21 protein-coding genes and 1 pseudogene are annotated in these 24,875 nt (G+C 63.8%); 8 read left to right on the forward strand and 14 right to left on the reverse strand.

Annotated features, from left to right (window positions below; all coding sequences use genetic code 11):
* Positions 1–206: 206 nt before the first annotated feature.
* The 3 genes and pseudogenes from HUS66_RS00005 to HUS66_RS00015 form a co-directional block, all read right to left on the reverse strand.
* The gene (locus HUS66_RS00005) at positions 207–788 is read right to left on the reverse strand and encodes a TolC family protein (protein ID WP_282847675.1); all 582 of its coding nucleotides are present in this window, start codon (positions 786–788) and stop codon (positions 207–209) included.
* A 19-nt stretch (positions 789–807) separates the two neighbouring features.
* A pseudogene (locus HUS66_RS00010) lies at positions 808–1,318 on the reverse strand (type I secretion system permease/ATPase); the annotation flags it as partial.
* Between the two features lie 360 nt (positions 1,319–1,678).
* Positions 1,679–1,840, reverse strand: coding sequence for a TetR family transcriptional regulator C-terminal domain-containing protein (locus HUS66_RS00015; RefSeq protein ID WP_175068960.1), 162 nt, complete (start codon positions 1,838–1,840; stop codon positions 1,679–1,681).
* 97 nt (positions 1,841–1,937) lie between these two features.
* On the opposite strand from HUS66_RS00015, the gene HUS66_RS00020 reads away from it, so the two are divergent.
* Complete coding sequence (locus tag HUS66_RS00020; protein WP_175068961.1) at positions 1,938–2,414, forward strand: peroxiredoxin; 477 nt, start codon at positions 1,938–1,940, stop codon at positions 2,412–2,414.
* Between the two features lie 61 nt (positions 2,415–2,475).
* Here the strand turns inward: HUS66_RS00020 and HUS66_RS00025 are convergent, their stop codons facing one another.
* Positions 2,476–3,408 (reverse strand): DMT family transporter, encoded by a 933-nt coding sequence (locus HUS66_RS00025; protein WP_175068962.1) that lies wholly within the window; start codon positions 3,406–3,408, stop codon positions 2,476–2,478.
* A gap of 96 nt (positions 3,409–3,504) precedes the next feature.
* Between HUS66_RS00025 and HUS66_RS00030 the strand changes: the two genes are divergently transcribed.
* The gene (locus HUS66_RS00030; RefSeq protein WP_175068963.1) at positions 3,505–4,446 is read left to right on the forward strand and encodes a LysR substrate-binding domain-containing protein; all 942 of its coding nucleotides are present in this window, start codon (positions 3,505–3,507) and stop codon (positions 4,444–4,446) included.
* Positions 4,447–4,526: 80 nt separating this feature from the next.
* Here the strand turns inward: HUS66_RS00030 and HUS66_RS00035 are convergent, their stop codons facing one another.
* The 4 genes from HUS66_RS00035 to HUS66_RS00050 all read right to left on the reverse strand — a co-directional run bounded on the left by HUS66_RS00035 (position 4,527) and on the right by HUS66_RS00050 (position 9,558).
* The gene (locus HUS66_RS00035; protein WP_175068964.1) at positions 4,527–4,850 is read right to left on the reverse strand and encodes a chaperone modulator CbpM; all 324 of its coding nucleotides are present in this window, start codon (positions 4,848–4,850) and stop codon (positions 4,527–4,529) included.
* Positions 4,837–5,820, reverse strand: coding sequence for a DnaJ C-terminal domain-containing protein (locus HUS66_RS00040; protein ID WP_282847679.1), 984 nt, complete (start codon positions 5,818–5,820; stop codon positions 4,837–4,839). The genes HUS66_RS00035 and HUS66_RS00040 overlap by 14 nt, the downstream gene beginning before the upstream one ends.
* A 59-nt stretch (positions 5,821–5,879) precedes the next feature.
* Positions 5,880–6,659, reverse strand: coding sequence for a uroporphyrinogen-III C-methyltransferase (gene cobA / locus HUS66_RS00045; protein ID WP_254628651.1), 780 nt, complete (start codon positions 6,657–6,659; stop codon positions 5,880–5,882).
* 187 nt (positions 6,660–6,846) lie between these two features.
* The gene (locus HUS66_RS00050; protein ID WP_175068965.1) at positions 6,847–9,558 is read right to left on the reverse strand and encodes a nitrate reductase; all 2,712 of its coding nucleotides are present in this window, start codon (positions 9,556–9,558) and stop codon (positions 6,847–6,849) included.
* Positions 9,559–10,073: 515 nt separating this feature from the next.
* On the opposite strand from HUS66_RS00050, the gene HUS66_RS00055 reads away from it, so the two are divergent.
* From HUS66_RS00055 to HUS66_RS00080, 6 genes are all read left to right on the forward strand, one after another.
* Entirely contained in the window at positions 10,074–10,667 is a 594-nt protein-coding gene (locus tag HUS66_RS00055) for an ANTAR domain-containing response regulator (RefSeq protein WP_092527729.1), read from the forward strand.
* Positions 10,664–11,689, forward strand: coding sequence for a CmpA/NrtA family ABC transporter substrate-binding protein (locus tag HUS66_RS00060; protein ID WP_175068966.1), 1,026 nt, complete (start codon positions 10,664–10,666; stop codon positions 11,687–11,689). The genes HUS66_RS00055 and HUS66_RS00060 overlap by 4 nt, the downstream gene beginning before the upstream one ends.
* A 347-nt stretch (positions 11,690–12,036) precedes the next feature.
* Positions 12,037–13,383, forward strand: coding sequence for an NAD(P)/FAD-dependent oxidoreductase (locus HUS66_RS00065; protein ID WP_175068967.1), 1,347 nt, complete (start codon positions 12,037–12,039; stop codon positions 13,381–13,383).
* Complete coding sequence (nirB, locus tag HUS66_RS00070) at positions 13,380–15,962, forward strand: nitrite reductase large subunit NirB (protein WP_175068968.1); 2,583 nt, start codon at positions 13,380–13,382, stop codon at positions 15,960–15,962. The genes HUS66_RS00065 and nirB overlap by 4 nt, the downstream gene beginning before the upstream one ends.
* A gap of 141 nt (positions 15,963–16,103) precedes the next feature.
* On the forward strand, positions 16,104–16,508 hold the full coding sequence (gene nirD, locus HUS66_RS00075) for a nitrite reductase small subunit NirD (RefSeq protein ID WP_175068969.1): 405 nt from the start codon (positions 16,104–16,106) through the stop codon (positions 16,506–16,508).
* A gap of 374 nt (positions 16,509–16,882) precedes the next feature.
* Positions 16,883–18,295 carry a PhoH family protein gene (locus HUS66_RS00080; protein WP_175068970.1) on the forward strand — a complete coding sequence of 471 codons (1,413 nt, stop codon included), beginning with the start codon at positions 16,883–16,885 and terminating at the stop codon, positions 18,293–18,295.
* Between the two features lie 108 nt (positions 18,296–18,403).
* Here HUS66_RS00080 and HUS66_RS00085 read toward each other — a convergent pair whose 3' ends face one another.
* The 6 genes from HUS66_RS00085 to HUS66_RS00110 form a co-directional block, all read right to left on the reverse strand.
* Entirely contained in the window at positions 18,404–18,625 is a 222-nt protein-coding gene (locus HUS66_RS00085; RefSeq protein WP_175068971.1) for a hypothetical protein, read from the reverse strand.
* A 127-nt stretch (positions 18,626–18,752) separates the two neighbouring features.
* On the reverse strand, positions 18,753–19,382 hold the full coding sequence (locus tag HUS66_RS00090) for a DUF938 domain-containing protein (protein ID WP_217487834.1): 630 nt from the start codon (positions 19,380–19,382) through the stop codon (positions 18,753–18,755).
* A 10-nt stretch (positions 19,383–19,392) separates the two neighbouring features.
* Positions 19,393–20,085 carry an alpha/beta hydrolase gene (locus tag HUS66_RS00095; protein WP_175068973.1) on the reverse strand — a complete coding sequence of 231 codons (693 nt, stop codon included), beginning with the start codon at positions 20,083–20,085 and terminating at the stop codon, positions 19,393–19,395.
* An 87-nt stretch (positions 20,086–20,172) separates the two neighbouring features.
* Complete coding sequence (locus HUS66_RS00100) at positions 20,173–21,942, reverse strand: SLC13 family permease (protein ID WP_175068974.1); 1,770 nt, start codon at positions 21,940–21,942, stop codon at positions 20,173–20,175.
* A gap of 284 nt (positions 21,943–22,226) precedes the next feature.
* Complete coding sequence (locus HUS66_RS00105; protein WP_092527699.1) at positions 22,227–22,433, reverse strand: cold-shock protein; 207 nt, start codon at positions 22,431–22,433, stop codon at positions 22,227–22,229.
* A gap of 162 nt (positions 22,434–22,595) precedes the next feature.
* Positions 22,596–24,566 (reverse strand): L,D-transpeptidase family protein, encoded by a 1,971-nt coding sequence (locus HUS66_RS00110; RefSeq protein ID WP_175068975.1) that lies wholly within the window; start codon positions 24,564–24,566, stop codon positions 22,596–22,598.
* Positions 24,567–24,875: the final 309 nt, after the last annotated feature.

Raw genomic sequence — 24,875 nt, forward strand, 5'->3', positions numbered from 1 at the left:
TAGCGCTTGAAGATAAGGCACAGCACCCAGGTGATCGTGAATACGACTAGCGACCACTTTAAGTTCCAGAAGAACCCCAGGGTCATGATAACGTACATTAAAATCAGGTAGCGCATTATATTTCCTTCAAGAGCTGGATATTCACTCGACATCCCCTAATAAATGATTGGCATACCCCAGGAAAGCACGCCGAGATAAATAAGAAATTAGCCATTAGCCTCAAACCTACTTGGCCGTGTCACATCTGGTATTTGAGACATGTCCCCCTCGCCTGTAATACGAACAAGAAGTGCCATGGCATCTACCAGATCGGGAGTACCCAACTCACCTACCGATGCATGAAGATTAAGGTCGTCAAGCAAGTACTGACATAGCGCTTCGACAAATTGAATTCTCAGGTCATATAGTTCGGCGCGAGCATCGAGAACGTCCACCAGGTCGCGCATGCCTAATTGCTCACCTTTTTCAGCCGCTTCCAGGAAAAAACGGCTGGACTGAATGGATTGCTGCAGCGCATCAAGCTGGCGCACATCGCCCTGAAGGCTGCGCAGACGCTTGCGCGCTTCCTGTCGCACCAGATTGGGCTCATTGGTTACAGCGGCCTGCCTGGCCTTTACGGTCAACTCGCTCTGGCGCACATCGGCCGTGGTGTAACCACCCTGATAAATGGGTACCGCAAGTTGCAGCGAGGCCGCGGCGTCTTGGCTTTCGCGGAATGGGTCGTTTGAGGCGCGATCAGAGTAGCTGACATTGAGATTGAGCTCAGGGTAGTGACCTGCGCTGCGCACGCCAGTATCGGCCTGGGCGGCCTTCAGGTGCCGGCAGCGACATCCGCCGCTGCTCAGCAGGTACTTTTTCGAACAATTCGTTGAGACGATGATAAGCGGTGCGCGCACTGACGAAGCTCTTCCAGCTACCGATCATCTGGTCTATCGGTGCCAAGGCGCGCCCCATGAGAATCGAGCCCGCGATCATCATACCCAGCGTCAAGTCACCCTCAAGGACCAGCAAGGCCCCCAACCCAAGAATGTGCGAATGGAACATCAAGCGCAGTACTTTGGAGATGTTCGAAAGCAGGCCAGCACGGTCACTCGCTTGTGACTGTTTGGCGAGAAAATGGTGATGCCGCGCCGACCAACGCCCCATAATACCGGGAAGCATGCCCATGGCATGCAGCACTTCGGCATTGCGCAAGTTGGAGTTAGCAAGATCCTGCCCCCTTGATATTCTCCCTGTTGGCTTCGGCGATAAGCTCCTTGGTCGACTTCTCGTTGGCGATAGCCAGCGTGAGCAGAATCAGTGTTGCAATGGTCGCAAAATTGTTCATCGCCCTTTCCGATGGGCGCTGAAAATTCGGATTTAGAAACCAACTGCAGCTATATAAATCTTCACATTGTTATTCTCGAACGGTCACAACCCCCTGAAAGTTATATCCACAAGACATCATGGCCGTATAAAACACCCAGTTTCGCAGGCAGCTCATACCACTTATGATGCCACCATATGGATACTAACTGAAACTTAAGCATAATGATGTAATCATAAGACTAACAAGATGTAAGACATCTCTTACAAAAAGGGTCGAATAAGTGTACCGCCGATGGCGGTTATTTTGCTGGGCGTGCACTCCCGCATAAGCGAGGGACCATGCGGTTGAGGACCTACTTGTTCCTTCTCGTCAGGACGACAAGCCGATGCCACTTAGGATAATGCTGGTCACCGACTGCACGGCGGGATCGAATTGAAGGTCATCCAGTGGCGCATCGTCGATGAGCAGGGGGATCTGGCGGTCGAAATCGGCGTAAAGCTGGGTTGAGGCCCTGATCACATCGTTTGGCATGCGCCTTGGTTTTCTCCTCTGCCATGCCCTTGCTAAAGTGAGAGTTCACGGCCTGCCACCTGCCGGCCGTGCCATTTCCCAAGAGAGGAAGCGCCGCATGAGTATTTCCGTAGGCGACAAGATCCCCGACGTCACCATCAAGACCAACGGCGCCAATGGCCCGGAAGACATCGCCCTGGGCGAGTTCTTCGCCGGCAAGAAGGTGGTGCTGTTCGCCGTCCCCGGTGCCTTCACGCCTGGCTGCTCCAACACCCACATGCCCGGCTTCGTGATCAAGGCCGACGACATCCTCGCCAAGGGCGTGGATGCCATCGCCTGCATGGCGGTCAACGACGCCTTCGTGATGGATGCCTGGCAGAAAGACCAGAACGCCCAGCAAATCACCATGCTCGCCGATGGCAACGCCGAGTTCGCCCGCGCCCTGGGCCTCGATATGGATGTCAGCGCGGGTGGCATGGGGACTCGCAGCAAACGCTTTGCGTTGATCGCCACCGATGGCGTGGTGGAATACCTCGGCGTCGATGCCAAGGGCGTTGACGAGAGCAGCGCCGATACCGTTCTAAGCAAGCTGTAAGGCCCGAAAGCCGAGCCGGCGACACCGGCTCGGTGAACCTACCCCCTGCTTGCCGTACCGATCATCGGCTGACCAGCAGAATCCCCACCAGAATCGCGATACCACCGGCAACGAAATTCAGCGTCAGCGGTTCGCCCAAGAGCAGGGCGCCGAACAGCACACCGAACACCGGCGAAAGAAACGAGAACACCCCGAGTTGCGATGCCCAGTAACGGCGTAGCAGCGCAAACCACAGCAATAGCGCAGCGCATGAGATCACCAGCGTCTGAAACGCCATGCTCGCCACCACTGGCCCCGTCAGCGTGATAGCGTCGAGATACCCCAGCCATGCGGCTAATGGCAGCAGTACCACCGCCGCGATGCCCAACTGGTAGCAAAGCGTCTGCACCGGCGGCGCCTCGGACAGCGAAGAGCGGCGCAATACCAGCGTAGTGGCGGCCCAGGACAAGCCGGCCAAGAGCCCCAGACCATCGCCCAGCAACACTGACCAGACATCGGCCTGCTGGGTGGTTGGCGCCATGGCCATCAGCATGCCGGCGAATGCCAGACCTATACCCCACCATTGGCGCCGAGCCAACTGTTCACCCGGCACCCAAAGGTGCAAGCCCAGCGCGGCAAACACCGGTGCGGTATAGAGAAACACCGACATATGTGAGGCCAGGGTGTAGTTCAGCCCCCAGGCCACAAAGCCGAATTCGGCAGCGAAGCCTAGCCCCACCAATACCCCCGGCCCCAAGCCGGCACGGAAGTCGCTGAACCGCACCCCGCGCCAGCAAGCAAACGCCAATACCAGCCCGGCGGCGATAAGCGAGCGCCAACCCACCTGTGCCAGGGGCGCGATATCGCTGGCCACGGCCTTGATCGCCACCTGCTGCGCCCCCAACGCCAGACAGAACAGCGTCATCAACACACCGGCCTGGCTATCCAATGAACGGCGCTGCAAAGCGCATGCTGCAACGGCGCCATCATGCGAGGAAAGACGCGAGGATTTCATGAGCGACTCCTGTGAGAAAGAGCGCCCAGTTCAGCATTTGCCGGCACCGACTCCAAACGATTAATCTGCCCCTCTAGGCTTAGGAAAAATCATGCTATGCGAATCGAAAGGCTGCCCCTCAACGCGCTACGTGCCTTCGTGGAAGCCGCTCGAGAGGGCAGCTTCAAGACCGCTGCAGACCGGCTTGGCGTAACACCCGGTGCGGTTAGCCGGCAGATCAAACAACTCGAGGACCGGCTCGCCCTGACGCTTTTCGAGCGCCATCCCAACGGCGTTATTCTCAATGACGCCGGGCGTCGGCTGGCCGAGGAAGTAGAAGCCGGGCTCGAGCGGATTGCCGCCGGTGTCAGGGCGGCGAGCGAACATTCGCGCACGGAAAAGACGCTGGTACTGAGTGCACCACCGTCATTCACACAGCTCTGGCTATTGCCACGCCTGGCGGACTTCGAAGCACAGGAACAGCGCCTGCACATCACGCTGGATGCCAGCCCTGAGCTGATCTCACCCACCTGGCAGGGTGACGGCGGTCGACTGGCGATTCGCTATGGCCAGGGTCCCTGGCCGGGTGTCGAAAGCGTTCGGCTGTTCGATGACCAGCTATTCCCGGTCTGTGCCCCGGCAATACTGGAGCACGCTATCATCGAAACGCCCGCCGACCTGCTCGCTTTCCCGCTGCTCGAGGTCGCCTGGCAATCACCACAGGGCATCGATTTTCCAGGATGGCGGGCCTGGTTTGATGCCGCCGGCCTGGCCGATGTTGAGGTGCCGATCCAGCGACGCTACTCGCTCTCGGGGCTGGCACTCGATCAGGCCATCGCCGGGCGCGGTGTGATGCTTGCCAATCCCGCGGTGGTCGCCGACCGCCTGGCGAGCGGCGTATTAGTGCGACCCTTCTCAGACCGCTACGTGATCGGCTCGCCATTCACCTACGACTTGATCCTGCCTGCCGCAGGTAATGCCCCTCCCCTGGTGCAGCGCTTTATCGACTGGATAGGCGACGAGGCTCAGCAGTTCCGAGCCAGCCATGACAGGTCCTAGCCATAACGGATCCTAACCATGACAAGTGCAGGCCATTGACATGCGCCTGCGTCAGTGGGACTGACTCAGCGGGGCCCATTTCATTCCACTCCCGCTGCGCGAAGCCGGGTACGCAGCCGCTCGACCTCTTCGAGCAGGTCGGCGACCAATGCCGCGAGTTCCGGCTCGACCTCGAAGTCACGTTCGACCTGGCGCAGGCGCCGGGCTCGGGTCAGGTCTCGGCTGGTGAAGCGCTGGCCGGTTAAGCGCTGACGGCTCACATAGTGGCTGCCATCGGCCAGCAGGCCGCTCTCGAGGCGCTCGATGACCCAGTCGGCCTCCACCGCACAGGCCCGGGCCAACTCCTCGAGGGTGAGCGTGGCCTCATCGATCAACTCGCCACGCACGGCTTTATCGTCTGCCATGACCAGTCCTCCTCGGATCGAAATCGAGCTCGCGTGCCATGGTGGCGTAAAGCTCGCGGGCCTTGTCGGTATCCGCCGGCGGCAGCACTACCGTAAGTTCCACATAGAGATCGCCCGGCTCCTGGCCGGGAATGCCGCGCCCCTTGAGCCGCAGCCGGCGCCCGCTTTGCGAGCCGGCGGGCACCTTGAGCCGGACTGGGCCGGCGGGGGTAGGTGTTTCGATGCTTGCGCCCAGCGCCGCCTCCCAGGGTGTCACCGGCACACTGGCGTAGACATCGCGGCCCTCGACGCGAAACGTCTGGTCGGGGTGAAAGTGGATTTCCAGAAACAGATCGCCCGGTGGACCACCGCCCATGCCCGGGCTCCCCTGCCCGGTCAGGCGAATGTGCTGGCCTTCCTTGACGCCCTTGGGAATCTTGACGCTGAGGCTGTGCGCGCGGGTCACTACCCGGCCCTGAGCATCCATTTCGGGCACTTGCAGGCTGATGGTACGCGTCGCGCCCTGATAGGCATCGGCCAGATCGATCATCACCTTGGCGTGGCGATCCTCGCCGCGCATCCGGTAACCCTGGCCGCGCTGTTTGCGGCGCCCGGCCTGGCCGAAAAGATTGGCAAAGAAGTCGCTGAACTCGTCCGCCTCAGCCCCCTCGAAGCCGCGGCCGGTGAACTCGAAGCCCGCATCCCAATCCGGTGGCGGCCTGAAATCCTGACCGGCCCGATAGTCCTGCCCCAGCTGGTCATAGGCGGCCCGCTTCTCGGGATCCCCCAGCACCTCCTTGGCCTCGTTGATCGCCTGCATGCGATCCTCGGCATCGGGTTCTTTGCTGACATCGGGATGGTACTTGCGGGCCAGCTTGCGGTAGGCCTTCTTGATCTCCTCGGCGGTAGCGGTCTTGGCTACCCCGAGCGTCTGATAGTAATCCTTGAATTCCAACTGGCCGGACTCCGGGCAAGCGTGGCGGCGTGCCACGAATGAACGCCGATGTCTAAAAGCTAGTTGAAAACGTCTCGTTCAGTGAGTGATATGGCTCAAGTTAAGGTCATTTGCACGGCATCCGCTGCCGCCGGGGAATGCTCAACCATGCTGACCACGCTGCCCACCACAATCAGGCACGGCGACGGCAACGGCGATGCCGCGAGACGACCGGGCATGTCGGCAAGTGTACCGGTGAGGGCCGCCTGCTCGGGCAGGCTGGCATTGGCGACCAACATGATCGGCCAGTCGTCGGGCAGCCCGGCGCCGCGCAGCCCAGCGCAGATCGCCTCGACCTTCGATAGCCCCATGTAGAACACCAGGGTCTCATCGCGGCGGGCAAGCGATGCCCAGTCCGGCTCACCACCCTCGCGACACAGCTGAGCGGTGACCAAACGCAGCTGCTGGGCATGGGCACGGTCGGTAAGCGGAATGCCAAGGCTGGCGGCGGCCGCCGAGGCCGCGGTGATACCGGGTACGATCTCGGCGGGTACCCGGGCTGCTCCAAGTGCAGCAAGCTCTTCGCCCATGCGCCCGAAGACGCCGGGATCGCCGCCCTTCAAACGCACCACCGACTTGCCTTCCTGGGCCAGTCGCACCAGCAGCGCGCCGATCTCGGCCTGGGGTACGCTGTGCTGGCCACGGGCCTTGCCGACGTAATAGCGCTCGCGGCGTGGCGGAATCAGCGCCAGAACGTCGTCGCCGATCAATCGGTCGTAGACCACCGCATCGGCCTCTTGAAGAAGCCGTGCGGCCTTCAGGGTCAAGAGTTCGCCATCGCCGCTGCCGGCGCCGACCAGATACACCGTGCCGGCACGACAGCGGCCGGTTGTCATGGCGGATCGCGTGCCGAGGGCATCGGCCGCCTGGCCACCGGTGCCCAGCATCCCTCTCAATAGCCCCCGCGGCATGGCCCGTGAAATAGCCAGAGAGAGGGCCTGCCCCAGGCGCACGAACACGCCCATGGCCTCAAAGGGCTTGTTTTTCCCGCTTCTTGTCAACGTCCGCATGACTGGCCTCCTGTTAGGCACTTTCTTCGAGAAGAGATTTGAGTTCGGGAATGCAGCTGCCGCACTGGGTGCCGCAGGCGAGCCGGGCACCCAATGCCTCGACGCTGGCATCCCCACTCTGAATGGCCGCGACGATGGCCTTCTGACCGACCTGATGACAGCTGCAGACCAGCGGGCCGGCATCGGCCTCGCCGCTGTCGCAGCCGGCCAGCAGCCGTCGCCGCGCGTCATCCGTCAGGCACTCCCCCCGGTCAGCCTCGGCGAGACGCTCGTCCAGCCAGGAAAGCCCCGGCAGTTCCGCAGGCGGGCCCACCATTAACCACCAACGCAGACGGCCATCGGCCACGCCAGCGGCACGCAGCCGGCCATCGGTCGGGTCGGTGCACCACAGGGTTGGCGCCACCGGCAGCCAGGCCGATAACCGCGCCAGCCAGTCGTCGAGGTCGGCCGCATTCTCGTCCGGCTCGCCGCCGGCCAACTGCCAGCGCTCGCCATGGGCCAGCGGGATACGCGACCAATAGCTGGCTTCGTCTCTCCAGACGGCTTCGCCCGACAGGTCGGCGGCCACCAGCAGGGTGGCCTCCCAGCCAAGCGGCAGCGGGTCCAGCGCCACGGCACCATGCTTGGATTCCGGCTGGCCGGACAGCGGGTCGAGGTGGGCGCTAAGCAGCCCGCCCATGCGGGCCCGCTTGCTGAACTGATCGGTCCAGTGCATGGGCACGAAGACCTCGCCCCGGCGCTGGCCCTTGGCAAGCCGAACTCGCCCCAGGTAGTCACCGTCGGCGCCACTGAGCCGCGCCAGTTGCTGATCGCCGAGGCCGGCCGCCACGGCATCTTCGGGGTGTACCTCGATGAAGGGCTCGGCACGATGGTTCATGAGCCTTGGTGCACGGCCGGTGCGGGTCATGGTGTGCCACTGATCGCGCACCCGGCCGGTGTTGAGACGCAGGGGGCGGGCGCCATCGAGCCCCTGGGCCGGCCCCCGCGGGCGCACCGGCAGCAAACGGGCCCGCCCGTTTGGCGTGGCGAAGCGACCATCCTCGAACAGGCGAGCGGTCCCCTGGGGCGCAGCGGCATTGACTGGCCACTGGATCGGCGCCAAGGCGTCGTAGTCGGCTCGGCCGAGCCCGGCCAGGCCCGAGATATCGAACAGACGAAAGCCCTCGCCGCGCACGGCCGCGTCATTCTCGAAACCGGAAAGGCGGGCGTGCTCGTCGAAGATCTCGGCGGGATGGGTGTAGCCGAAGGCTTCGCCATAGCCAAGACGATGCGCCACCTGGCTGATGATCCACCAGTCATGGCGGGCCTCACCGGGGGGCGGCAGCATGCCGCGCTGGCGCGAGATGCAGCGCTCGGAGTTGGTGACCGTGCCATCCTTCTCCGACCAGGAAGACGCCGGCAGCACGATATCGGCATAGCCGAGCAGGTCGGTATTGGCCATGCACTCGGAGACGATGACCAGCGGGCACTTGGTAAGCGCCGCGCGCACGCGGTTGGCCTCCGGCAGGCTGACGGCCGGATTGGTGGCCATTACCCACAGCGCCTGCACCTCGCCGCGCTCGATGGCCTCGAACAGCGCCACCGCCTTGTGGCCAGGGCCCTCCGGCAGGGTCGGCGTCAGGGACTCGGTGGCCCAGAAACGCGTTACCCGGTCCAGGGCGCCGGGGGTGTCATAGTCCATGTGGGCGGCCAGCTGGTTGGCCAGCCCACCGACCTCGCGCCCGCCCATGGCATTGGGTTGACCGGTGATCGAGAAGGCACCGGCACCCGGCAGGCCAATCTTACCGCCGGCCAGGTGGCAATTGATGATGGCGTTGCACTTGTCGGTGCCGCTGCTCGACTGGTTGATGCCCTGGGAATAGAGGGTGACCACGTGCAGTTGGCTGGCGAACCAGTAATAGAAGGTCTGCAACGCCTCGGGATCGAGATCGCAATCGGCGGCCACCGCCTCCACCGAGACATCGTCTTCTCGGGCGGCGGCGAGCGCCTCGTCCAGCCCATCGGCATGGCCTTCCAGGTAGACGTGATCGAGGCGCCCCCGGTCCGCCATGAAGGCCAGCAGGCCATTGAACAAGCGCGCATCGCTACCCGGCGCCAGGCCCAGATAGAGATCGGCGATCTCGCAACTGTCGGTGACCCGTGGGTCGATCACCACCACCCGCATCAGCGAATTGCGGGCCTTGGCGGTGCGCAGTCGCTGGTAGATCACCGGATGGTTCCAGGCCAGGTTCGAGCCCACCAGCACCACCAGTTCCGCCTCTTCCAGATCCTCGTAGCTGCAGGGCACGGCATCGGCACCGAAGGCGCGCTTGTAGCCGGCCACCGCCGAGGCCATGCACAGCCGCGAGTTGGTATCCAGATGCGGAGTGCCAAGAAAGCCCTTGAAGAGCTTGTTGGCCACGTAGTAATCCTCGGTCAGCAGTTGACCAGACAGGTAGGCTGCCACCGCCTCATCGCCATGCGCCCGACGGGTGGCGGCGAGCCGTTCTGCCACGGTATCCAATGCCGTGTCCCAGTCGACCTCGCGACCGTCGACCCGGGGCTGGGTCAGCCGTCCCGACTCGCCCAGCGTCTCGTGCAGCGCCGAGCCCTTGACGCAGAGCCGGCCGAAGTTGGCGGGGTGTTTCCGGTCGCCGCCGACCGTGGTCATGGCCCCATCCGCTATGTCGGCCACGACGCCACAACCGACGCCGCAGTATGGACAAGTCGTTCGCACCTGGTGCATCCGGCTCTCCCTTTACTAGGTGGCCCGCGTCCGATGGCGTCTCGCCGCCGGGCCGTCCAACAAAAAGGCGCCCGGCTCCGCTGCCATGGAAGGGCAGGGAGCCGGACGCCGTTGTCTGGATGAGCGCGCCGTCATTGGCGCCTCGTTGGTAGCCTCTACCAAGCAAGCCTCGTGCCAGCTCTAGACAGCCACGAGCCTGTGTCCCGGCCGGGGCCCGCCGCCGCAGGCCTGCCGGGCTTGTGAAAGAAATGAAACGAGCGCGGGCTCAGCCGGCCTAGCCCCAGATGGCGCACTATCAGGCGACATCCCGGCACGATATTGCACCATCACGACTCACTCGCCAGATTTCCAGGTTGCCGCCTTCCCGCCAAGGTCGACCGCTCCAAGGGCTGTCAAAGGCCGCGCCAACTGCGCCGCATCAGTGCATTTGACTCAAAAATGCCTCAAGACGGAACATTCCTTGCATGGCCAAGTAGACGCTGCATGACATCCATCGAACATCGCGAGTCACCGCCATGCCCCCACCGCTCAACATCCTGCTGGTCGACGACGAGGTCGTGCGCGCCGCCATGGTCGAGGAGGCACTCACCGCAGAGGGCCACCAAGTCATCTGCCGGCTGCAGAACCCCACCAGCCTCAACGAGATGGTCGCCCGCCACGAGCCCGACGTGGTGATCATCGACATGGAGTCCCCCGACCGCGACACCCTCGACAGCATGGCGCTGCTCAACCGGGAGAACCCCCGCCCGGTGGTTTTCTTCGCCGACCAGCACGACTCCGACATCATGCAGGCGGCGCTCAAGTCCGGGGTCAGCGCCTATGTGGTCGATGGCTTGGTACCCGGCCGTGTCCGCGCCATCATCGATGTCGCCATCGCCCGCTTCGATGCCTTCCAGTCGATGCGCACCGAGCTCGACAAGGCCCGCAACAAGCTCGCCGAGCGCAAGCGCATCGAACGTGCCAAGGGCCTGTTGATGCAACACCAGAACTGTGGGGAAGAAGAGGCCTACCGCATGCTGCGCAAGATCGCCATGGATCGCAGTCAGCGCATCTTCGAGGTCGCCAAGAGCGTCATCGATATTCTCGAACCCCTGGAGAAGGGCCAATGACTATGCTGCAAGATGCCGAACTCGACCGGCTGACGCTGGGTTTCGTGCCGCTGCTCGACTGCGCTCTGCTGGTGGTCGCCCGGGAACAGGGCTTCTTCGCCGCCCAGGGCATCGAGGTGACCCTGTCGCGCCAGAACGCCTGGTCGACTCTACGCGACCGGGTGGCCGCCGGCCTGCTGGATGGGGCCCAGATGCTGGCCCCGCTGCCACTGGCGATGAGCCTAGGGCTTGGGCGCGCACCCTGCGACACCCTGGCACCGATCACCCTGGGGCGTAACGGCAACGCCATCGTGCTCGCCGATGGACTGGCCGAGGCCAGCGGCGCCGACCATCGGCAGGGCCCGGAGCACAGTGCTCGCGCCCTCGCCGACTACTTGAGCCGACAGGCCGACCACCAGCTGACCCTGGCCATGGTCTACCCGCATTCCTGCCAGCACTATCAGTTGCGCCACTGGTTGAGCCTCGGCGGTCTGAACCCGGACCGGGACGTGACGCTTAGCGTCCTGCCTCCGTCGCAAACGGTCGAGGCTCTGGAGGCCGGCAGCATCGATGGCTTCTGCGTGGGTGAACCCTGGGGCTCGCTTGCCGAATCGCAACAGGCCGGCCGTATCGTCGCCACCGGGGCCCAGCTGTGGGGCACGCCAGCGGAAAAAGTGCTGGGCGTGACCCGTTCCTGGGCCAACCGCTACCCCGCGACCCTGTCTCGTCTCATTCACGCGCTCTGGGAGGCCAGCGAGTGGCTCGCGTCTGATCCCGCTCATCGGCGCCAAGCCCTGGAGTGGCTGGCCCTGCCGCCCTATCTGGATCGCTCGATAAGCCATCTGGCGCACCTGCCCCTGGATGAGCCGCCGATTTGTCAGCAGCTCTACGGGCCCGGCGTGCTGCGTCCCGATGTCGAGGCCGCCGGGCTCTTCGCCGAGCAAATGGATCAGCAGATGCGCGACAACGGTCGTCACCTGGATCGAGCCACCCTCGATGAATGCTACTCCCCCGTGCACTTCGATGCTGCCACGCACCAATGATGTGCGCCTTAAGAGGCGTCGGCCAAGCCGGCCGGCGCTTCTCGATCTAATCTAACCCTCTGCCTATAAAGTAAAAACAGCCACCACGGGCGCCCTTGGCAAGCTACGTGCAGTGTGTTCTTCACTAGCGCCCCTAACGCCAGGGGTGCCCACGACGGGCTAGCGACGATCAATGGCGATCGACGCTCTGCCACGGACGAAGACGTCCGGCCAGGTACTACCGCAGCATGCGGCAGTGCCCGGTCGGGCGTTTTTTTATGCCGTACGTTTAGCGCCACGCTCTCGACGTCACGAGCTGGCCGCAGGACGACGCACGGCAAGGACCCGACCGCTGGAGGAGAGGCATCATGACCCCTCACCCGACATCCTGCCCCGAGCACCTGGTGATCATCGGCAATGGCATGGCCGGCCACCGCCTGCTGGAGGCCCTGCTAGAACGCCCCGGACGCCCGGCCCGCATCACCGTGATCGGCGAGGAAACCGCCCCGGCCTATAACCGCATTCTGCTCTCGCCATGGCTGGCCGGGGAGATGGATCGTGAGGCCCTGACCCTGCGGGATACCCACTGGTACAGCGAACAGGGCATCGACCTGAAGCTTGGCGCACGAGTCGTCGAGATCGACCGTCAGGCACGCCGCCTGGTCACCAGCGGCGGCGAGACTCTCAGCTACGACTGCCTGGTGATGGCGACCGGCTCGCGCCCCGCGATGCCCGCCATCGAAGGCATCGATCTTGAGGGCGTGCACGGCTTTCGCGACCTTGGCGATGTCGCCGCGCTGACCCGTGCCGCCGAGCAGGGAGGCCACGCGGTGGTGGTCGGCGGAGGGCTGCTCGGCCTCGAGGCCGCCGAGGGCCTGCGCAAGCAGGCGCTGGCCCAGGCCGAGCGCATCTGCGAGGGCACCTGCCAGTCGACCCCCGAGTTGACGGTCCAGGTGCTGCAGCGCGCAGACCGTTTGATGAACCGCCAACTCGACGCCACCGCCGCCGGGCTGTTGGAGGACGAACTGACCCGGCGCGGTCTGGGCATCGTCACCGGTGTTCGCCTGGCAGCCCTGGAGGGCGATGCCGCGGGGCGAGTCAGGGCCGTGCATCTGGAAGACGGGCGACGGCTCGCCGCCGACTGCGTGGTGATCGCCGCCGGCATCACCCCCAATGCCGAGCTCGGCCGCGCCGCCGGGCTGGAAGTGGACCGCGCCATCGTGGTCGACGCACATCTCACCGCCTCGGACCCTGCCATTCATGCCCTCGGCGAATGCTGCCAGTTCCGGGGCACTACCTACGGCCTGGTGGAACCGATCTGGCGTCAGGTCGAGGTACTGGCCGACCACCTGTGCCGTGACCGGGACGCGGCACCGGTGGCCGGCTATGTCGAACGCCCCACCGCCACCAAGCTCAAGATCAGCGGCGTCTCGCTTTACGCCTTCGGTCCCATCGAGCCCGAGGACGACCACGAGGTGCTCTGCTACCACGACCCGCAGCAGGGCGACTATCGACGCCTGCTGCTCCGCGACAACCGACTCGAAGGAGCCATGCTCTACGGCGATACCGCCGCCGGCCCCTGGTACTTCGAGCAGTCGCTGGCCGGACAGGATCTGTCGGCCGGCCGCCAGGCCCTGCTATTCGGTGCCGGCGATGCCGCCCCCTTGCTCGAAAATGCCCCTTCCCATAACGCCACTCAGGAGGCCGCCGCATGACGACGCCCACTCCCCAAGACCTGATCATCATCGGTAACGGCATGGTCGGCCATCACCTGGTCGAGCAGTTAGTCGAGCGCGGCACGGCCGCCCACTTCCGCATCACCGTATTCGGCGAAGAACGCCACCCGGCCTATGACCGGGTACACCTCTCGGAATACTTCAGCGGCCGCGATGCCGCCGACCTGGCACTCGGCGAGGCGGACTTCTACCCCACCCACGACATCACCCTGCGCCTCGGCGAGGGGGTGAGCCGTATCGACCGCGAAAACCGTGAGGTCATCACCGATCAGGGCCGCTACCCCTACGACAGCCTGGTGCTGGCCACCGGCTCCTACCCGTTCGTGCCGCCGATCCCCGGCGCCGAGACGGGCCAGCCCAACCGGCTGGTTTACCGCACCCTGGACGACCTGGACGCCATCCGTGCGGCGGCGACCGATGCCCGGCGAGGCGTGGTCGTGGGCGGTGGCCTGCTGGGCCTGGAGGCCGCCAATGCGCTGAAGTCGCTGGATCTCGAGGCGCATGTCGTGGAGTTCGCCCCACGCCTGATGCCGGTCCAGCTCGACGACCAGGGCGGCACGGCGCTGCGCGAAAAGATCGAAGAGCTCGGCGTGGGCGTACACCTCAACCGTGCCACCACCGAGATCACTGCCGGCGACGACTACCGCTATCGTATGACCTTCAAGGACGGCGAATACCTGGAAACCGACCTGATCGTGTTCTCCGCCGGTATCCGCCCACAGGACACCCTGGCCCGCGAATGCCGACTGGAGATCGGCGAGCGCGGCGGTATCGTCATCGACGATGAATGTCGCACCTCGGACCCGGAGATCTTCGCTATCGGCGAGTGCGCGCTGTGGGACAACCGCATCTTCGGACTGGTGGCGCCGGGCTACACCATGGCACGCTGCGCGGCCGACGCCCTGTCCGGCCCCTTTCGTGGGCCAGAGCCTGCCGGGGAGCGCTTCGCAGGCGCCGACATGTCCACCAAGCTCAAGCTGCTGGGCGTCGATGTGGGCTCGATCGGCGACGCTCACGGCACAAGCGACGGCGCCATCAGCTATCGCTACAGCGACGAGGCAACTGGCGTCTATCGCCGACTGGTGATCAGCGGGGATGGCAAACGCGTGATCGGAGCGGTACTGGTGGGCGACAACGATCCCTACGATACCCTCATGCAATACGCCCAGAATGGCATCGCCCTGCCCGAGGACCCTGCGTCGCTGATCCTGCCCAGCGTCGAGGGCGCCCCGACTCTCGGCGCCGATGCCCTACCCGAAGGCGCGACCATCTGCTCCTGTCACAACGTCACCAAGGGCGCGATCAGCGAGACGATCGATGCCGGTGCCTGTGACCTGGGCGCCGTCAAGTCAGCGACCAAGGCAAGCTCCGGCTGCGGCGGTTGTGCGGCGTTGCTCAAGAGCGTGGTCGACCATGAGCTCGAGGCCCGCGGCGTGGAGGTCGACCACTCGATCTGCGAGCACTTCGCCCATACCCGTCAGGAGCTCTATTCGATCGTTCGCGTCGAGGGCATCAAGACCTTCAGCGAGCTGATCGCAAAGCACGGCGCCTCCTCGACCCCAAGCCTGGGCTCTTCATCAGCCCCGAAACTTGGCTCTTCATCAGCCCCGAAACTTGGCTGCGACATCTGCAAGCCGGCGGTAGCCTCGATCCTGGCCTCGTGCTTCAACGAGCCGATCACCGATGCCGCCCATGTGCCGCTGCAGGACACCAACGACACCTTCATGGCCAATATGCAGAAGAACGGCACCTACTCGGTGGTGCCACGCATTCCCGGCGGCGAGATTACCCCGAGCAAGCTGCGCGTGCTGGGCGAGGTCGGCGAGAAGTACGGGCTCTACACCAAGATCACCGGCGGCCAGCGCGTCGACCTGTTCGGCGCCCGCCTCGAGCAATTGCCGGATATCTGGAGCGAGCTGATCGAGGCCGGCTTCGAGACCGGCCACGCCTACGGCAAGTCCACCCGCACCGTGAAATCCTGCGTCGGCAGCACCTGGTGTCGCTACGGCGTGCAGGACAGCGTGGGCATGGCGATCTACCTGGAAAACCGCTACAAGGGGCTGCGCTCGCCACACAAGCTCAAGTTCGCCGTCTCCGGCTGCACCCGCGAGTGCGCCGAGGCCCAGAGCAAGGACGTCGGCGTGATCGCCACCGAGAACGGCTGGAATCTCTATGTGTGCGGCAACGGCGGCATGCGTCCCCGCCATGGCGAACTCTTCGCCACCGACCTCGACGACGACAGCCTGATCCGCACCATCGACCGCTTCCTGATGTTCTACGTGCGCACCGCCGACCGCCTGCAGCGTACCTCGGTGTGGCGCGAAAATCTCGAAGGCGGGCTCGACTACCTCAAGGACGTGGTAATCGACGATAGCCTGGGGCTGGGCGAGGAACTGGAAAGCCAGATGCGCCACGTCATCGACAACTATGAGTGCGAGTGGGCCAACGCCCTCGGCGACCCCGAAAAGCTCAAGCGCTTCCGCAGCTTCGTCAACGATGCCCGTCCCGACCCGGACATCATCGTCACCGAGGAACGCGGCCAGTTGCGCCCGGCGTAAACGGGCCCTTCCCGATATCGGGATGAGCGCCGCAGGCCAAATTAGCGCCCATGGATGGGTTCATAGCGCCCTCGCGGGGCCTGTCGCCGGATTACGCTCATCCCGCCCAGCTAGCCGACACCATGTTCTCGAGGAATCTCCATGACCACCGCAACCGCAAAAGACCCGACCATGACCCAGACGTGGCAGCCCCTTTGCACCAAGGCCGATCTGGTAGCCCACTCAGGCGTCGCCGCCTGGATCGAAACGCCAGAGGGACCGGTCCAGGTCGCCGTGTTCTACCTTCCCGCCGGCCCGGACATGCCGGGGCCGCCCGGCCAGGCCACCGAGCTCTTCGCCGTTGATCACCACGACCCTTTCTCAGACGCCAATGTCATCGCCCGGGGCATCGTCGGCGATATCCAGGGGGAACCGGTGGTGGCCTCACCGATCTACAAGCAGCATTTTCGGCTCGCGGACGGCCAATGTGTGGAAGACGAATCGGTGCGGCTGCGCTGCTGGCCACTGCGCTTCGAAGGCGAACGGGTGCTGATCGACCTGGGCTGAGAGAGCTTCGCCCGCCTGCAGGCTTGCGGGCCGTTAAGCAGCTCGTCTGCGCCATCAGTGGCGACAGCGATAACTCGCCTCTGAAACCGCCGATGGCCTTGTGCTATCTCCAGGATATAAGGGTCATCGGCCGGCCTGGCCGGAGGCGACAAGACGAAGCGTCGCCACAACGTGAAAGGCTTCGGATTGGCGAATCCCGTGTACTGCGTTCATGCTAAAGCTATCGGGTAACGTCTACCCAGCGACAGGAGGCATCAAGAGACCGCAAGGACAGGATAAGCGACACTGGCCGCGTTCAGGTTTGAACTGTCATGACCTCGTAAGGGCTCACTGCCAGTGTCGGAACTGCCGTTAACCAAGGAGTGTTCCTGCCGATGGTACGAATCGACAAGAAAGCCACCCGGCTTTATGTGCTAGACACTAACGTTCTGATTCACGATCCTGCCGCCCTTTATCAGTTCGAAGAGCACGATGTGGTCATTCCCATGACCGTTCTGGAGGAACTCGACAAGCACAAGAACGGCATTCGCGAGATCGCCCGTACCGCCCGCCAAGTCAGCCGCACCCTCTCCGATATCACCAGCCAAGTCGGCTTCGACGAGATCCAGGCCGGCATCCCGATTCCCGGCTCTATCGGCGTCACCGGACGCCTGCGTTTTCTCTGCTATAACGATCTGAAACCGCTGGATAACCTGGAGGACAGTCCAGACAACCGCATCCTCGCCGAAACCTGTCGGCTGCGCGATGAACGCCCGGATGCCTCGGTGATTCTGGTCACCAAGGACATCAACCTGCGCGTCAAGGCCGCCGCCCTCAAGGTACCGGTGGAAGACTATCTCAACGACCGCGCCTTCTCTGACCAGGACGTCATGAGCGAGGGTGCAAAGGTATACCCGGACGCCGGCGAGCATGGCGTGGGGCTATGGGAGGCGCTCAATGTCGAGGTCAAGGTGGAACGCGCCGACCACCACACCTACTACCAGCTGAGCGGCGAGATGCCCAGTGACTGGCATGTGGGCATGCTGGTCTCTGACTGCGAAAACGGCGCCAACTTCGAAGCCATCATCCGCGAGCTGGGCCCCAACAACGCGCGGCTACAGCTACTCGCCAACTACCGGCACCACGCCGGCGTCTGGGGGGTACACGCCCACGACAGCCGCCAGAATTTCACCCTCAACCTGCTGATGGACCCGGATATCGACCTGGTGACCATTGCCGGCAACGCGGGGACCGGCAAGACCTTCATGACGCTGGCGGCAGCGCTCCAGCAGACGCTGGACATGAAGGGCTTCGAGCGCATCGTCTTCACGCGAGCACCGATCCCCATGGGCGAAGACATCGGCTTTTTGCCCGGCACCGAGGAAGAGAAGATGTCGCCCTGGATGGGCGCCTTCCATGACAACATGGACAACCTGTTGCGCGACGAGAAAGACGGCTCATCGAGCTGGAACAATGACGCCACCCGGTCGCTGATCGGCTCGCGGGTGCAAATCCGCTCACCAGGCTTCATGCGCGGCCGCACCCTCAATGACACCTTCCTGATCATCGACGAAGCGCAGAACTTCACTCCCAAGCAGTTGAAAGCCCTGATCACCCGCGCGGGGCGCAACACCAAGATCGTCTGCCTGGGCAACGTCGGCCAGATCGACACACCCTATCTCACCGCCAACACCTGCGGCATGGCGGCAGTGGTGCAGAATTTCCGCGACTGGCCCCATGCAGGGCACATCACGCTGAGAAGCGTCGAGCGCTCACGGCTGGCCTTGGCGGGTGAGGAACTGCTGTAGCCAGCCAGGTCATTACCCTCTGACAGCAAAAACGCCCGCCATCAGGAGGCGGGCGTCTTGCGTAGCGTGTCTTGCACTCCATCCTTGAGCGCGTGTCTGCCGGCCGACTCAGCGCTGGCGGTTGGCGGCTTCCTCGAGCAGCGCTTCACTCTCGCTGCCTGCTCCCTTGCGAATGATCTCCTGGGCCTCATGGTAGAGACAGACCTGCGTATTGCAGGAAGCACAGAACACCTTGTCGTCAGGATTGTGCACCTGAGATACCCGCATGCGGTGACTTGAGCAGTTGGGGCAACCGACCGGCAGGCGGAAGTCTTCGGATAGATCGGGCATGCATGTCTCCTGAGAAGGTCTGGTGATGTTGTGGATAAATCATCTGGGCAATCGTCCAAGACTTCAAGCGGGCGCGACCTCATAAAACACTGGGGACGCCGAGATGTTCCCGGGTCCCAGGCATTGCTTAGGGTTTGCGTAAGACCACGCTCAGATTGTTGGCCGGCATCTCCACCACCTTCTCTAGCGCCAGCCCCTCGCTCCGTGCGCAGGCCAGCACCGCTTCCAGATCGCGAATCCCCCAGCGCGGGTCTCGTGTGCGCAGCGAGGCATCGAAGGCTTCGTTGCTGGGAGCGGTGTGCTGGCCGTCACGGCGATAAGGGCCATACAGAAAGAGCAGGCCACCCGACGGCAGTCGCACACCGGCCTCGGCCATCAGCGCCTCGGTGACCGCCCAGGGCGAGATATGTACAAGGTTGATCGCCACCAACGCATCGATGCTCTCCAGCGGCCAGGGCCGACGTGTTACATCCAATGTCAGTGGCTCGGCCAGATTGGCGGGCCCTTCCGCGGCTCGCCAGGCGCGCACCGAAGCAACCGCCTCCGTGCTCGGGTCGCTTGGCTGCCAATCGACCCAAGGCAGCGCCTGGGAGAAGTAAAGCGCATGTTCACCACTACCGCTGGCCAGTTCCAGCAATCGCAGGCGGTCGCTACCGCACGCGCTCGCCGCTTCTCGCAGCGCAGGCGCCAAGACGTCAAGAATCGGTGCACGATTGCGCGCCACTGCCGGGCTCGATAGACGGGAATCAGGATACATCGCGGGTCCTTTAGCTGTTGGCCGACTCATTGACACCGTCGCCCAGGCGCTCGCCCAGCCAGGTACTGATCTGGACGATCTGCTGCGGGCAGATCGCATGCTGCATCGGATAACTGCGATAGGTCAGCGGATGCCCCATGGCCTCGGCGCGCTTGGCGCCCTCGCGCCCCAGCGACTCCGGCACCACCGGATCGAAGGTGCCGTGATGCACCTCGATGGGCAGGTCACGGTTGGCGTCACTGGGCACGATAGAGTCCGCCGTCGCGAAGTAGGTCGAGAGCGCCAGCAGCCCGCCGAGGGGCTCGGGATAGGTCAGCGCCGCCTCATAGGCCACGGCGCCGCCCTGAGAGAAACCGGCCAGGATGATACGGCGGCTGTCGATGCCACGCGCGATCTCCGCATCGATCAGCTCATGCACACGCTGGGCGGAGGCTCGCAGCTGGGTCTCGTCAACCCGGCGACCAAGATTCATTTCGAGGATGTCATACCAGGCGGGCATCTGCATGCCGCCGTTAACGGTGACGGGCAGGCGAGGCGCATGGGGTAGCACCGTGCGCAGCGATACGCTATCGGGCAGCGTGAAAGCCGGCACGATCGGCGCCAGGTCATTACCGTCAGCGCCCAGGCCATGCAGAAGGATGAGACTGGCATTGGCCGGGCGACCGCCGGCAGGTTCTATCACGCGCTCATTGGAAGTGCTCATCAGAGGGCTCCTTGCGGGAAAAACGTTGCCGTTACCCTACCCCAGCCGGCCCCACCGCGGCGAGCGCAGGCCGTTGCCGGCTAGCGCCTAAAAGGACCAGATTTGAGGAATCAGTCCCAGCGCCACCGCCGCGGTGATCAGGTTCAGCGGCCCGCCGACCCGCAGATAATCGCGGAAGCGATAACCACCAGGCCCATAGACCATCAGGTTGGTCTGATAACCGATCGGCGTGATGAAGCTCGCCGAGGCGGCGAACATCACCGCAATCACATAGGGCATGGGGCTCACGCCCAGGTTTTCGGCGGCCGCCGTGACGATGGGGAAGGTGATCACCGCCGCCGCATTGTTGGTGACCAGCGCGGTAAGCAGGGCCACCAGCACATAGACGCCAATCAGCAGCAGCCAAGGACTGGCGTCCACCAGCCCCAGCGCGGAACTGGCCAGCGCCGCCGCAGCGCCAGAGCTCTCAAGGGCAGCGCCGAGCCCGAAGGAGGCCGCAATGGTCAGCAATACCTGGGTGTCCATGCCACGCTTGGCGGCACCCACCGAGCAACAGCCGGTGATCACGGCAAGCGCCGCCCCCAGCATCGCCGCATTGAGCATGCTCAGCACGCCGAAGGTCGCCAGCACCACCACGCCTCCCAAGATGCTCCAGGCGAGCCAGGCCTTCTCGTGCACCGGCCGCGCCTGGCCGTTGACCTGGCTGATCAGCAGGAAATCGCGAGACTGGCGGTGACGCTCGATGAACGGTGGCCGCGCCTCGAGCAGCAGCACGTCAGCGGGTTGCAGGCGAATCTGGCCCAGGTTGCCGGCAACCCGCTCGCCACCACGACAAACCGCCAGCACGGCCGCGCCATAGAGGGTGCGAAAGTGCCCCTCACGGATGCGCTGACCAACGAACTGGCACTGATCGGAGACCACCACCTCGACCAGCCGGCGCTCCTTGTAGTCCTTCTCGAGGCTCAACTCGCCCTGCCGCGAAGGCATCAGCCCCCGGATCTGCTGCAGCTCCACCGCGCCTGCCGAGGTGCCGGCAAATACCAGCCGGTCGTTACCCTTGAGCATCTCACCCGGTCCCACCACACTGACCACGTTGCCGCCGCGCTCGATCTCGACCAGAAACAAATCTTCCAGGTGACGCAACCCAGCCTGCTCGACGCTCTTGTCGACCAGTGGCCCCTCTGGATCGACCTCCATCTCGATGGTGAACTCCCGCGGGTTCTCGAAGGCCTGAGCAGTGCCGCCGCCCCGTGGCAGCAAATGTCTCCCCACCAGCGCCAGATAGAGCACCCCGACCACCGCCATCGGCCCCCCCACCCAGGCGATATCGAAGAGCCCCAGGCTCAGCTGTGGATAGCGCTCGCCGAGCAGGCCATTGACCACCAGGTTAGTGCTGGTGCCGAGCAGCGATACCGTACCGCCCAGGATCGAGGCAAAACTCAGCGGCATCAGGAAGCGCGAGGCCGGCTGGCGAATGCGTCGACTCCAGCCCAGCACCGCCGGAATGTAGGTCGCGACCACCGGTGTATTATTGAGAAAGCCGCTCATGGCGGCTACCGGCACCAGCAGCCGCCACTGGGCGGCCGCCTCACTGCGGGGCCTGCCCAGGCCATGGCGGATGATCAGATCAATGCCGCCGGTCTCGCGGATGCTGGCCACCAGTACATACATGAAGGCCACCGTGAACAGGCCACTGCTCGAGAACCCCGCCAGTGCCTGATCGGGGCCGATCACACCGCAGGTCATCAGCACCGCGACCGCACCTAGAAGAATCATGTCGGTGCCGATCCGGGTCAGCGCCATCATCGGGAAGACGGCAACCACCACGGCAACGGCAAGCCAGGCATCCAAAGACATCGACCACCCACCAGAAAAATCGAAAGTGGCCTATTGTGACGCCTTGCGAATATAGCGAAAAGTTATTTGTAGAAATTTCGTTATTCCCAATAGCGTGATCGTGCACTCAAGCGAGGGGCGCGATAACGAATCGTTGAGGCAAGCGAGGAGAAACGCAGGAAGGACCGCAGGCAAGAGAAAACCGGCGCGGTATTGTCGGGCGGTAAAACGCACAAGGCCCGCCGGAAGCGGGCCTTGCTAAGCGACTAGCTAGCGAGCCAGCCGCAATGCATCAGGGTCGAGGTTCAGTCGATGACCTTGATGTTGGAAGCCTGAAGGCCTTTCTTGCCCTGGGTGACGTCGAAGGAAACCTTCTGGCCGTCCTGCAGGGTCTTGAAGCCGTCAGCCTGAATCTCGGAGAAGTGCGCGAACAGGTCGTCGCCGTTATCTTCCGGAGAAATGAAGCCGTAGCCCTTGGTGTCGTTGAACCACTTAACTGTGCCAGTTGCCATTGTCGAAATCCTCGAATAGCTGATGATGAACCGGGAATTACCCGAAGTGAGTGGGCAAAACAAGTACGATATTCACCAGACTACCGAAGCAATTACCACGAGTTCGAGTACTACTGACGAAATGCATCTTGCCGACCAACCAATCGAACTATGCATGCGCGCTCAGAGCCCGTCAAACAAATTTTTACCCCCTTTTTCAACCAGTGCAGCGAGCACTGTAGCGTCCCGTTCATAGACATCTGGGCGGAAAATCAAACGCCCATCAGCAGCGGGCTGAACGGTCGAATAGAACAGCAACACAGGCACCGGCACGCGCAGCCTGACGTTATGGGTGCCCGCCTGCTGGAGCGCATGGCTGAGCCTGGCAGCACCGTCAGGTTCGTCCGGTGTGACGCGATCATCCTCGAACAATAACTGCACCAGTTCCAGCACGCCCTCGACGCGAATGCAGCCCGAACTGAAGGAGCGCTGGGCACGCTCGAAAAGCGAACGCGATGGGGTGTCGTGCAGATATACCAGGTGGCGATTGGGAAAACGGATCACCACATCACCAAGGGGGTTCGACGGCCCGGCCCGCTGCTGGATCTTGATGGGCCCCGGCTGCCACCAGTCGACCTGCCAGGGGTCGAGTGGCCAGCCTTGACGATCCAGCACGCGCATGTCATGGCGCATCAGATAAAAGGGGTCGCGACGAACGGCAGGCAGTACGTCCTCACGCAGGATGGTTGGCGGCACGGTCCAGGTAGGATGGAAGGTCATGTGGGTAATCGCCGAGCGCAGCGTCGGCGTGCGCCGATAAGGCCGCCCAACCACCACTCGAGACCGCCAGGTCGGCTGGCCCGGCCGCACGTAGCTCACCTCATAACCCGCGATATCGACCAGCACATAGCGCTCGGGCAAGGCATGAGAAAGCCAGCGCAGCCGCTCGAGATTGAGACGAATCTGATCGACGCGCTCGGCCACGCTGACGCTCAGCGCCGCCCAGGTCCGCGGGCCGACCACCCCATCCACCTCCAGCAGGTGCTCATGCTGAAACCGCTCCACGGCAGCCACCAGCCGCGCATCATAGACCTGATCGGCGCTAGAGCCCGATGCGAGGCCAGGCTCCGGGATAGCGACCTGAGTGCCCCCCAAATCCGCCGCCGTGGCCCTGGGCGTGAGATCCGGCATCAGCAGCTCAAGCTCCCCCAGCGCCGCCAGCCGGCGTCGCAGGGCGATCACCTCCAGCGCATGATCGCCGGGGCGCAGCACGCCGGAGAACGACGCCAGCGGTGCCCAGCCCCCGGCCGCCTGCAGCGTGCGATAGCGCGCCAGCCCCTGGCGCAACTGCCGGTAGGCCACCTGATGCGGACGTACCTGCTCAAGCGCTGCGGCAGGGTCCCCATTCGCGACCGCGCTGGCGATCGCCGCCCAATCCGGCGCGAAGTCCGGCAGCGGAATCTCCCACTGCGCATCGGTACGCACAGGATCGACTTTACCCAGATACAGGTGCCTGAGCGCCAGCACCAGCCGCTGCGTGGCGGCGAGCTCGAATCGCCAACGGTCAACCTCGTTAGCGCTCTGCCCATGAGAGGTCATAGCGAGAGATTGACGGTAGGCGGTCAGCAGCGCCGCCGTCGAATAATCCGCGATGACCAGGCCATCGGCGTCGAGTCCCTCCAGCGCCGATGCCAGTGCTTCGACCCGCCCCTCATCCGCCCAGGCCTGTCGAAAGCCGAAGGCCTCGTAGAAGCTCAGCAGATCACTGCCGTGGCTAAGGGTCTGGCTAGCGGCACGCAGGTAAGTCTCGAAAGGCGTCGCAAGTGCTATGGGCGCCATTGAGGAACCGGACGCAACTTCCAGGGTGGGCGGTTCGTCCACCTCGACAGGCACCTCGGCAGGCGATTCACTGCCTGCCTCCTCGACGGTTGCGGCCTGGCCAGCTCGGGCCTCGGAGGGGATAGCTGCGAAGGGCAAAGTCTCTGAAACCCTGGTGTGTAACAATACGGTCTCGGCGGGAATGGTCTCGGTGGAAACAGCCTCGGCCTGAGCCCAAATGCCAGAAGCGGCGCAGCTTAGCCCGAATACCAGCAGGCACGCCCCCAGCACCCACTGGGGAAGCCGGCGGCCGGGTTTGTCAATGACGTTTCCCATGGACCGCTCTCCCACCTTTTTGCTGGCTTTATTGCATGACGACATTCACCGCTTGTCGTCGCTGATATGACGACGGTGACCATGGGCGCTGCGATCACCCTGACAGGGCCTCGACCCGCCGACGCTTGTTCAGCGTTTGGCGATGACCTTCCCTGTTGTCATAATAGCCGCTGTCTACGTGGAGGCCCCATCACAGGGCCTTTTTCCTAATGTAAGGATTCATCACCCACCGGCTATGCCGCCTGTGGAAGGAGCCTTTTTGCCATGCCGACGAGCCCGCCTCGCCAGCTCCATGGACGTCACCCGCTG

Source organism: Onishia taeanensis, assembly GCF_013349955.1.
Taxonomy (GTDB): domain Bacteria; phylum Pseudomonadota; class Gammaproteobacteria; order Pseudomonadales; family Halomonadaceae; genus Onishia; species Onishia taeanensis_B.